Below are 10,419 nucleotides of genomic sequence, written 5' to 3'. Positions count from 1 at the left end.
CACTGGTGCATTGGATCGAGGTTGGGCAGATCAGCGACGGCCCCCTGTTCAGACCAGTCTCCAAGGCCGACCGGGTGTTGGGCCGCCGCCTCAGCCCAGATGCGATCTATCAGATCATCAAACACCGGTTGAAACTCGCAGGCCTACCGGAAGATTTCGCCTCGCCCCACGGGCTGCGGTCCGGCTTCCTGACCCAGGCTGCCCTCGACGGGGCCCCGATCCAGGCCGCCATGCGCCTGTCCCTGCACCGCTCCATGGTACAGGCGCAGAAATACTACGATGACGTCGATATTGCCGAGAACCCGGCAACTAATCTGTTGGGGTAGTCGCGTTGCCGACGGGCCAGAGAGAGTTCTTACACCACAGCACTCTCCGAGAAACTGTGTTTATTTTTCACTTCCAGATCGTGCTTGGCGATATGACAGGATAAGGTGGTTGTGTTACAAATTTCTGTTTGCCATCTGGTTCGAGAAGATAAGTTTTCTGATACTTTCACCTTTTTTGTTTCGGAGGGACCGGTCGTGCGAGTTGCTGAATCCAGCCGCTATCAGGTTTCAAGTGAGCTAAGATTCTGAAAATAGATCACAAATATGGCACTTGGGATTTGATACCTTGGGCTAATTGGAGGGTTGGATGGGAATTGTCATATCTGATACCCAGCCTAGTGTTGGTTTCGAAACAGGATGTATGGTCGATCCCTACCAGGATCACACTGCACTAACTTTCAACTTGGACCAGTCAGTTGAGACCGCTCAGCGGTAAGTTGAGATTTTTTAGACCAAGCCACAGCCGGCTTGGCCAATATCTGCTCTGTTTCGTAATCTCTATTATATTTGAGTTATACAAAATTAGTGCGTTTGGGGCCTGAGTTGAATCCTCCTAATCAATCGGAGCAGGTACTGAATTTACTCAGGCTTTTGTCACCATCTCCGTTGATAGTTCACGCGATGCAATTGCATTGCGGGTATCCACTATAGGAAGTCCCAAGTTGATCAACTTTTCATAGTCAATAGCATCATGGTCGGTTGAAATTAGGATGGCATCATAGTCAGCGGCATCGACCTCCTGAAGGTGAACAGCCTTTCGACCCAGTAAGTGTGGAAACTCGCGCATGCGTGGAATATCGTCGACATGCGGATCGAGGAAATCGACTTCGGCTCCGTTGCCAAGCAGCATATCCATCAGAACCACCGAAGGGCTTTCTCGCATATCCGGGACATTCTTTTTGTAACTGATGCCCACCAGAAGAATCCGCGATTTTGACAGGCCTTTCCCGAGCTGACGGTCCAATACCTCGCGCAGCTTCGCGATTACATAATGCGGCATGTTCACGTTGATTTCGCCCGCCAGTTCGATGAAGCGGGTGGCGTGCCCGTATTCTCGGGCTTTCCAGGTCAGGTAGAACGGGTCGATCGGAATACAGTGGCCGCCAAGGCCGGGACCGGGGTAGAAGGGCATGAACCCGAACGGTTTGGTGGCCGCGCCATCGATCACCTCCCAGACGTCGATCCCCATCGCGTCGTAGATCATCTTCAATTCGTTCACGAGCGCGATGTTGACTGCCCGGAAGATGTTCTCGGTGATCTTCACAGCTTCCGCCGTACCGGCAGAGGAAACGGGTACGACCTTTTCGACGACTTGGCTGTAGAAGGCTTCGGCCAGACGCCGCGCGGTCTCGGAGTCACCACCGACAATCTTTGGAATGGAATGGGTGCGATATGTCTTGTTGCCTGGGTCTTCGCGTTCCGGGCTGAAGGCGACCCAGAAATCCTTTTCGGACTGCAGCCCATGCGTTTCAAGAAGCGGCGCCAGAATATCTTTTGTCGTGCCCGGAAAAGTCGTGGACTCAAGAACGACCAGCGTCTCGGGGCGCATGTGTTTCGCGATGATCTTACCAGTGGCCTCAACAAAGGTTAGATCCGGCTCGCGGTGACGAGTCAGAGGCGTTGGCACACAGATAACAATGACGTCGCATCCGGATAGTCCTGCAAAATCTGCTGTCCAAGAGACCTTGCCTGCCTGCGTTGCCTCGCTCAGCATCTCGTCCGTGACTGCCGCGATATAGCTGTGTTCCGCATCCAGCCGCTTGATCTTGTCGTCGTCGACGTCAAAGCCTGTTACCGCAAAGCCGCGCAGCGCAGCCGTCACGGCCAGAGGAAGGCCAACATATCCAAGCCCGACGACACCGACTCTGGCTGTCTGGTCTTTCAGGGCGGTCAATAACTTGGGTTCAATCCTGTTTTTCATGTCCATTTCGGATACCATCTAGATAAATTGCCTTAGCTTTTTCGGCTGGAAGCGTGAATGAAGTTTTTCACGGCACTTATGAGTTGCTCATCCGCAAATGCGGGAACCTCCTGCCCCTCTGACTTTTCCCCTGCATCAACACGGTTCAACATTTTCGTCAATTCGGTCTCGTTCTGCGCCGCAAACACCCCGGGACGCCCCCCAAATCGCTGTATAGTTGCATATTGGTGATCATTGCGGGTCTCACGCAGATGTCCGCGCCGTGGGAGGACGACAATTGGCTTCCGCATACTCAAGGCTGTGATGATAGACCCCATCCCGGCATGTGAGACAACAAATTCGGCAGTCCTAAAACGCTCACTATAATCGCTTGGTTCTAATGAGGACACGGTCTCGAAGTTTTGAGGTTTGTATTTTGCATTCGCCGTGATTTGCCCGAAAATACTATCCCCGTTCCCTCTGTCACCGCACCAATCGTCTACACAACGGACCAGCCGGTCAAAAGGCTCATGGGTTCCCACTGTCAGGAAAATCAAATGATCGACCCTTTATATTGAGGGCCATCTGGGGTCGCGAGATGCTCCCATTGCGTCAGCCAAAGGTCACAATGCTTGCTGGCCTTCCGGCCAGCAAGAGAGAGCTCATCAGCGTTGGCAATACTGTCGATCCACACCGTTCGGGCCCCCATCATTGATGCGAGCCGCAGCGCAAAATAGCCAGGAGCCGCACCCGTCGTAACAACAACGTCCGGTCGAAATTTGACTAGAATGACAGCAATCTGAACGAGTGAACGGATCAGTTTCGCTTTCTGCCATCGGTTGGCTTCGACAACGGTTTGATAGCCCGGCCTCGGCTGTCCGCGCTCAGCCGCCATTGCTTCGATTTTTGGCCTGAAGCCAGGTTCCGTCGTGACATAGGTTACCTCGCACCCGTCCCAAGCCGGGATCATCCTGCAAAGCTGAATCCAGTGACCACCACCGGATGCAACGGCCAGAACGCGGGGGAGGGCCTCACTCATAGTTGATCTCCGGCTATGGCAATGCCCAATTGCATCAGAACGATCCCGCTGTTGTCGGAAAGTGCGGTGAGCCGCGTTTGTGTCACTAAACTCATAAACAAAATACCAGTTACTGGGATACCTGAGCGGTGTTGGTTTCCCTGCGCTCAGCAGATCTTTTGAAAGTATGACCTGAATTTCATGCTGCCAATTAAAATCTCTACGACCTCAGCATTCTTCTTTTAGAAATCTTAATTCAAGAGGAGAATGGGGGATATTGCAGGAACCCCTTTGCATCTATTGATGCTACGGAAAATAAGTGCGGCCTCAACTCCTCAAGTACATAAGATACGCTACTTTTGTACAGCTTCAACATGGAAACAATCCAAAGGTTTTGAGCATATGGCAACAATAATGTGAATTATGAGCCGAGGCTGTGATTTACAGGAGCAACAGGATTCGTATTGGATGGAATGACAACACAGCGATTCCGTTCCAATCTGTACGGCAGAGCTGTGGCCGACCAGCACATAATGGTAAACACTTGCCTATTATAGATTAGCAGGTGGATTCTGAGCGGAATGCTCTTCTTTGAGGCGGCAACTCTTTGCACCGTGCTTGCGCGCAAGCGATACTCGCGATCTACCAACAGTCAGAATGGCCACTGTCTTTAAACCTTGACTGAAAAGACTTTTGCGTGTCCTTTTTCCACGTTGCACATTACATGAGCGACATGTTTTTTTTGTTTATAAGACCTGCGAGCATAAGCTGCCGGGGAAAGGTTGAGTATGAGTGTTGACGTGCGGTCTCTGGAGATTGCGGATGTCAAACTGGTGACGCCAAGAAAATTCGGAGATCATCGAGGTTTCTTTTCCGAAACCTATAATAAGCAAGCCCTGAGTGATGCCGGAATCGAGATTGATTTCGTGCAGGACAACCACTCTCTTTCCGCTGAAGCCGGAACATTGCGAGGGCTGCACTTCCAATCACCGCCTTTTGCACAAGACAAGCTTGTGCGGGTTGTACGCGGGGCCGTTTTCGATGTGGCTGTCGACTTGCGCCGCAGCTCCCCTGCATTCGGTCAGCATGTCAGCGCCGTGCTTTCAGCAGAATCGTGGACTCAGATTCTGGTGCCGGCCGGATTTGCGCATGGTTTTGTGACGCTCGAACCTGATACTGAAGTCATTTACAAGGTCAGTGCACCTTATGCTCCTGACCATGACCACGGTATTCTGTGGAATGATCCGGACCTTGGCATTGACTGGCCAAAGACAGGAAACGCTGTTGTTCTTTCCGACAAGGATCAAAACCAGCCGCGTCTTGCCGCGATTGAGACACCATTCGATTGATGAATGGCCATATGTCGAAAAAGGGGCGGCTGCAGGGTACAGCCCCGGGCACGTGCATTCGGGCGTTTAATGAGTGAATTATTCTGCGACACGTTAGAACCACAGAGAGGCTTAGCAGACCAATGGACAACCCAGAGAAAGCGAGTGGGATAAGCACAGTTCTGGTGACTGGAGCGGGCGGCTACATCGGCACGACATTGGTGCCGATGCTTCTGGCCGCTGGCTATCACGTTCGAGCCTTGGATCGTTTCTATTTTGGCCGGGATCTCTTGCCCGAGCATGATGCGCTTGAAATCATTGTTGAAGACAGCCGAAAGCTGACTGCAGAACATCTGAAGGGAGTCGATGCGGTTATAGATCTGGTGGCAATTTCCAATGACCCATCGGGTGATCTGTTTCAGGATGCGACCTATCAGATCAATCGGGATTCAAGGATAAACTGCGCCAAATTGGCTAAAGCGGCTGGCGCAAAACGCTATGTTCTACCTTCGTCCTGCAGCATCTATGGCTTCCAACCTGCGGACGTGGTTGCTGATGAAACTAGTCCGACCAATCCTCTTACAACCTATGCCAAAGCCAATGAGATGGCAGAGGACGGCGTGCTGGCGCTAGCGGATGAACAATTCTGTGTGGTTGTGCTCCGGCAGGCGACCGTCTACGGGCTCAGCCCCCGAATGCGTTTCGATTTGGCCATCAACGGCATGACCGAGGGCGCCTGGAGAACCGGGAAGCTGCCGCTCATGCGTGATGGCAGCCAGTGGCGACCGATGGTTCATGTGCAAGACACGGCGCGGGCTCAGGCTTTCATGCTGGGTGCCGATGCCTCACACATCAATGGCGAGATTTTCAATGTAGGCTCTGCTGCCAACACTTACCAGATCGGGCCGCTTGGCCAGTTGGTTGCTGATACCGTACCGCGGGATGTTGAGGTCGACTGGTACGGTGATCCTGACCACCGCAGCTATCGGGTCAGTTTCGACAAGATAGAAAAGCTGGGTTGGAAGGCGCAAAAGACAGCGGTCGACGGAGTGGCCGAGATTTGTGACGCGCTTGAGGCCGGGACCACAGCGAAAACGGTCAAGACGATCACACTTGACTGGTACAAAGAGCTTTCGAAGTGGCACACAATCCTGCGCGATGTCGAGATGTACGGAGGCATAGTGGAGATTTGAAAGCGCTTTTACTTGGTCCGAATGGTCAGCTTGGACATGATATTCAAACTGCCCATACCGCCGCAGGCAGTTTGTTTGATCTTGTCCCTCTTGGGCGTGATGGCCTTGATGTGGCTGACCTTTCCGAGATTCCGCAGGTACTCGGAAAGTATGATTTCGACGTTTTGATAAATTGCACAAGCTATCACAAAACCGACGAGGTCGAAGACAACGGCACACTTGCAGCTACAATCAACGCCCATGCTGTCGAGGCTCTAGCCAAGGTCTGTGCTGATCGCAGGGCTCGGTTCATCCATATCAGTACGGACTATGTCTTTGGTGGCGGCCTGCGGCGCCAGCCTCTGACCGAGGAAGATGCGCCTGCTCCGGTCAATGTGTATGGCGCGTCCAAGCTGTTGGGAGAAACACTCGCGCGGCTTGCCAACCCGGACACGGTCATCTTGCGGGTTGCGTCTCTGTTCGGCGTTGCCGGTGCCAGTGGCAAGGGAGGAAACTTTGTCGAGACAATGATCCGTCTTGCGCGTGAGAAGGGAGCTCTGAAGGTTGTCGACGACCAGTTCATGTCACCCACGGCAACATCGGATATTGCTGCTGCCATGCTGGCGCTTTTGAACAGCGGAGGCCCGACCGGCATCTATCATGTTGTCAATAGTGGTTCGGCAAGCTGGTGTGAATTTGCGCGTGAAATTATAGTATTGGCCGGGATCGATGCCGAAGTTTCCCCGTGCGGGTCGAATGAGTTTCCGACACGCGCAGCCCGTCCACGATACAGTGTCCTTGACAACAGCCGGCTGTGCCAGAACCTTATGCCGATGCCCCATTGGAGGGACGCGCTTCAGCGTTACCTGATCGCAAAAGGGCATATTGCGGAGGCTCGGGCGGATACGCCCTGACAGGCCGCTATATTCGCCTGAAAGCGTTCCAATCCTGATGTGTTATTAGGGCGTGTGGATTTGCCTTGGTATATGAGCGAAAACCCGGTCCATCTGCTCCTGAGCCTTGTCTTTGACCTTTGGTAGGAACTCCGCCAGGGTTGTCGTTGCTTCGTTCCTGTTCTCCCAAGCGGCCCAGATTCCGTCCACGCATTGTTCAAGCGTTGCGTGACGCGGGTCGACAACGTGATGACCCAATCCGCAGGATTCGAAAACACCGAGGGTCTTCTTGCTGTACGCGATTGCAGTTGTCGGAACCTCTGAGGAGAGCCCGGCAATCGTCGAGTGCATGCGGGTTCCACAAAAGAAATCAAGCTGCGCGATGACCCATTTCATTTCCATCGCGTCATACTGTTCATCCAGAACATGTACCCGTGTGTTATTGTTCAGCGCGGCAGCGGCGTTCCAGCAAGCTTCGGGGTCGCCGTCACGGTTGCTTTTTGAGCTTAAGACATGCGGGATCAGGACAATATTCGCCTCGGTTTCTTCCAGAAACCGGGATGCCAGTTTGTGGATTATGTCCCGATAGTCACTCTTGAACCCAAAGTTCCGGGAACCTTCCATGCCGTGATTGTGGATAAGACCACTGACATTGACACCAACAAGGGGGCGGGTTCGGTCCGGTTTCATCCAGTCCACGAGCCTGCCTGGCAGTTTCTCCGGCTTACTGCGCGGCAGGGCAAAGGCAACATCGACGCCAAAGTCATGCCGCGTGGGGTCAAACACCTCTCCAAGCAGTTCCTTAAGCGTTTCAAAGCTACGGGCGTCGCGGGCCCATGCCATATCGCACGTGCGCACGATTTCAGTGGCGATGCGATGCGCTCTGGGGGTGTCGAACGGGCCATAAGTCTGCGGCAAAAGGATCAGCGGTGCGTTTCGGTGCAAGGCCAGCTGTTTGGTCTGAGCGATGGCATCAAACCGCTTGTCGCCATAGAGATCGGCGAAGCTGTCGCCCCCGCTGATATCGAGAACGGCGTCGGCCTGCATAATCGCCTGCACGCCCGGATTACCCAAGCCTCCAAGCGCTGCACTCAGGCGCATGTTGAACAGGCTATCACGGCGATAAAAGCGGCGTGACAAGTTTGCGCCACAGCGGGTGAAATGGAACGGTTTTCCGTCAAAATGCAATATGGCGCGGCGGGGACCTGAGCCATAGTCGAACACTGTGACTTGCGCATCGGGATGGCGGCGCGCAATGGCGTGCATAACTGATAGGAACAAGGCTGAAACACCCAAGTTCGCCGTGTCCGGAGACGCGCCGAAAAGACAGAGTTTGAGCGGTTTGGGTGAAGGGGGAGAAACGGAATTTTGCATGAGCTCAATACCCTTGAAGCCAAGTGTGTCTGCGTGCCCAGACATCACGCCAGGCATTCAATGAATTTGTCGAGTTCTGATCTTTCCTGAGAATTGTTTTGAGGCGGAATCCCAAAAGCCGCACAATCACCAATATTCTGAATATCAATCTAAAGACAAAAGCACGGAAAGGGCCGGAATGCATCTCGGCGAATGTGACCTTTGCGCGTAAAAGGCGCTCCATTTTGTCCGCGCGGATTTTTTCTGACCGGCCGCCGTAATGAATGATTTCCGCATTTGGGGTGACGATGGGCCGGGCACCCACTTGGCGGGCGCGAAAACACAAATCCGCATCATCGCCATACATGACAAATGTAGTGTCAAACCCGTCCAGGGCGTCCCATAGGGTTTTGCGAATTAGCAGGAGGCTACCAGATACCGTTTCAACCTCGCGAATTTCATCTCGGGCCCATCCACCGTAACCGTCGTAGTTGAATAGCCCGTTGTTCGGAAATACCTTGATCAAGCCTAAGGCCCACATAAGTTGGCCCCAGATTGTCATCTGCCGCCAACAAGAGGTCTTGTTCAGACTCAGGTCGGGATAAAATTGGCGCCCCCCCCAGATATCGTTTTCAGGATGAGCCTCCGCAAATTCTATCAGGCGGTCGATAGCGCTGCGCAATATGACCGTGTCCGGGTTGAGAAGCAGCAGAAACTCTCCTTTGGCTTGTTTGGCTGCAAGATTGTTTGCTTTTGCAAATCCATGGTTCTGATCAGATGCTATCAACTGGATGTCGGGAAATTCGGCGTGAATTGCACTGGCTGAACCGTCTTCGGATGCATTGTCCAATACGATCAGTTCATAAGGAACGCAGTGGGTCTCCCGTACGACCGATCGTAACGCTTCGAGCGTTTCCTCTTTCGTGTTGAAGCTGACGACAATAATTGAAACCTTAACCGAGGCACTCATCATTTTTTCCATTTAATTTGCGCATGCGCAGCGACATCCGCGCCATGTCTGCTGTTTGTGTAAATCATTTGCGTCATCGAAAATGCATCGTTAACCACGCTCCATAAGCTCATGCAGGGCTTCCGTGTATGATTTGCAAATGTTTTTTGCTTCGAACTGTCTAAAAAAGCCGTTGGTCTGGCACTTGGCTAGTTCAACCTTCATCGACTGTTCACCCTCAACGATCCGAAGCAAGCCCGCTGCAATATCTTCAACTGATTTTGGATCGCAGCGAACGCCGATCTCGACATCACTAAAGAACCCATCAACACCTCGTTCCTTTGAATACAAAATTGGCAGCCCCGCCGTCAGTGCTTCTAAGTAAACCATACCGAAGGTCTCACGTAATGTTGGCAATACAAAGCCGGAATACTCATTCATCCGGGATTGAATGTCTTTGTGTGGTATGGCGCCAACCAAGTGGACCTGATCTTGCAGATCATGCTTATTGATGTGTTTGCGAATACCCTGAATGTGCCGCGCATCCCCGCCGCCGACGATTTCAAGCTGCACAATTGTTCCGGATGCCCTGAGTTTTGAGATCGCGGCCAAAAGATTGGGTATGCCCTTCAGGCGCCATCCGCTGAGGTTGAATATGGTGACCACTTTTCCGTTTCCGGGGCGTGGCGGGATCAATCTGGTGCTCTGGCTGATCGTTGGCAGAAGCATTTTAGGTAAGGAGCGTGTATCGAGCGTGTCATCGACATAGCGTTCGATCCAAGGTGTAACCGGCAACAACAGGGCAGCATTTCGGGTCAGCTGGCGATAGGTTCTGCGTTTGTCCAGCTTGGTGCGGATATACTTCTGGTCCGTGTTTCCGCGAATTGTGGAAATAAAAGGCACACCATCCAAAGCCCGCGAGACACGTTGTGCGACCAACCCTTCGATTGAAAGCTTATGAGCGTGCAAAATATGTACTGTTTCGCCCCGACGTCGAAGGTCGGAAACGATCCAATCCGCCAGTTTCGACAGAAATGTTTCCAAAAATATTCCCAGGGGTGGGGCCTTGTAGCATAGGGTGGTTACGTCCTTCTGCTGGCCGATCATTCGCACACCACCGAAACCAGATTGCCGGTTGATCGAATAGACCAGATGTCGAAAGTCCCGAGTGCCATGCAGAAGATTTTTGACTGCTTGGGTTTTCTTGTCGTTGTACTGGTCAGGGTAGTCGGCGGTGATATGCAGGACAGTCTTCACTATTCCTGTCTCCATCTCTGAGCATCTCTGGACATAGAAATCGTATGTGATTTCAGATCGGTCAGAGAACTGCAGTTAACTGGCAAAATCTTTTAACTGGCGAACGCTGCAAGCTAACAAAGCTGCAGAAGTTCCGTCAAGATGTGGGCCATTCCAGAAAATCCTAGAGCGGCTGATACTCCTGATCCAAAGGTTTCGCCCGGGTATGTTGCGACAGCATTTG

General features: G+C 52.6%; 10 protein-coding genes. 4 read left to right on the top strand and 6 right to left on the bottom strand.

The window, feature by feature from the left end; translation table 11 throughout:
* The coding region (locus ACR0IK_RS23135; RefSeq protein ID WP_480643486.1) for a tyrosine-type recombinase/integrase at nucleotides 1–326 on the top strand (326 nt) is incomplete at its 5' end.
* 583 nt (nucleotides 327–909) lie between these two features.
* Here ACR0IK_RS23135 and ACR0IK_RS23130 read toward each other — a convergent pair.
* The 3 genes from ACR0IK_RS23130 to ACR0IK_RS23120 are packed head-to-tail and all read right to left on the bottom strand — an operon-like array spanning nucleotide 910 to nucleotide 3,265.
* The gene (locus ACR0IK_RS23130; RefSeq protein ID WP_480643485.1) at nucleotides 910–2,247 is read right to left on the bottom strand and encodes a nucleotide sugar dehydrogenase; all 1,338 of its coding nucleotides are present in this window, start codon (nucleotides 2,245–2,247) and stop codon (nucleotides 910–912) included.
* Nucleotides 2,248–2,279: 32 nt separating this feature from the next.
* Complete coding sequence (locus tag ACR0IK_RS23125) at nucleotides 2,280–2,783, bottom strand: glycosyltransferase (RefSeq protein ID WP_480643483.1); 504 nt, start codon at nucleotides 2,781–2,783, stop codon at nucleotides 2,280–2,282.
* Nucleotides 2,780–3,265 carry a UDP-N-acetylglucosamine--LPS N-acetylglucosamine transferase gene (locus tag ACR0IK_RS23120; RefSeq protein ID WP_480643481.1) on the bottom strand — a complete coding sequence of 162 codons (486 nt, stop codon included), beginning with the start codon at nucleotides 3,263–3,265 and terminating at the stop codon, nucleotides 2,780–2,782. Before ACR0IK_RS23120 ends, ACR0IK_RS23125 begins: the two co-directional genes overlap by 4 nt.
* A 767-nt stretch (nucleotides 3,266–4,032) precedes the next feature.
* Here ACR0IK_RS23120 and rfbC point away from each other — a divergent pair.
* The 3 genes from rfbC to rfbD all read left to right on the top strand — a co-directional run bounded on the left by rfbC (nucleotide 4,033) and on the right by rfbD (nucleotide 6,658).
* Nucleotides 4,033–4,593 carry a dTDP-4-dehydrorhamnose 3,5-epimerase gene (gene rfbC, locus ACR0IK_RS23115; protein WP_480643479.1) on the top strand — a complete coding sequence of 187 codons (561 nt, stop codon included), beginning with the start codon at nucleotides 4,033–4,035 and terminating at the stop codon, nucleotides 4,591–4,593.
* A 122-nt stretch (nucleotides 4,594–4,715) separates the two neighbouring features.
* Nucleotides 4,716–5,765 (top strand): NAD-dependent epimerase/dehydratase family protein, encoded by a 1,050-nt coding sequence (locus ACR0IK_RS23110; protein ID WP_480643477.1) that lies wholly within the window; start codon nucleotides 4,716–4,718, stop codon nucleotides 5,763–5,765.
* Nucleotides 5,762–6,658 (top strand): dTDP-4-dehydrorhamnose reductase, encoded by an 897-nt coding sequence (gene rfbD / locus ACR0IK_RS23105; protein ID WP_480643476.1) that lies wholly within the window; start codon nucleotides 5,762–5,764, stop codon nucleotides 6,656–6,658. Before ACR0IK_RS23110 ends, rfbD begins: the two co-directional genes overlap by 4 nt.
* 45 nt (nucleotides 6,659–6,703) lie before the next feature.
* Here the strand turns inward: rfbD and ACR0IK_RS23100 are convergent, their stop codons facing one another.
* The 3 genes from ACR0IK_RS23100 to ACR0IK_RS23090 all read right to left on the bottom strand — a co-directional run bounded on the left by ACR0IK_RS23100 (nucleotide 6,704) and on the right by ACR0IK_RS23090 (nucleotide 10,196).
* Nucleotides 6,704–8,011: a polysaccharide pyruvyl transferase family protein gene (locus ACR0IK_RS23100; RefSeq protein WP_480643475.1), complete on the bottom strand. Its 1,308-nt coding sequence runs from the start codon at nucleotides 8,009–8,011 to the stop codon at nucleotides 6,704–6,706.
* Between the two features lie 4 nt (nucleotides 8,012–8,015).
* Nucleotides 8,016–8,972, bottom strand: a complete 957-nt coding sequence (locus ACR0IK_RS23095; protein WP_480643474.1) for a glycosyltransferase family 2 protein — start codon at nucleotides 8,970–8,972, stop codon at nucleotides 8,016–8,018.
* A 78-nt stretch (nucleotides 8,973–9,050) separates the two neighbouring features.
* Entirely contained in the window at nucleotides 9,051–10,196 is a 1,146-nt protein-coding gene (locus ACR0IK_RS23090; protein WP_480643473.1) for a glycosyltransferase, read from the bottom strand.
* Nucleotides 10,197–10,419: the final 223 nt, after the last annotated feature.

This window comes from Ruegeria sp. BF7 (genome assembly GCF_056538605.1).
This window is presented reverse-complemented; position numbering and strand designations above follow the sequence as displayed.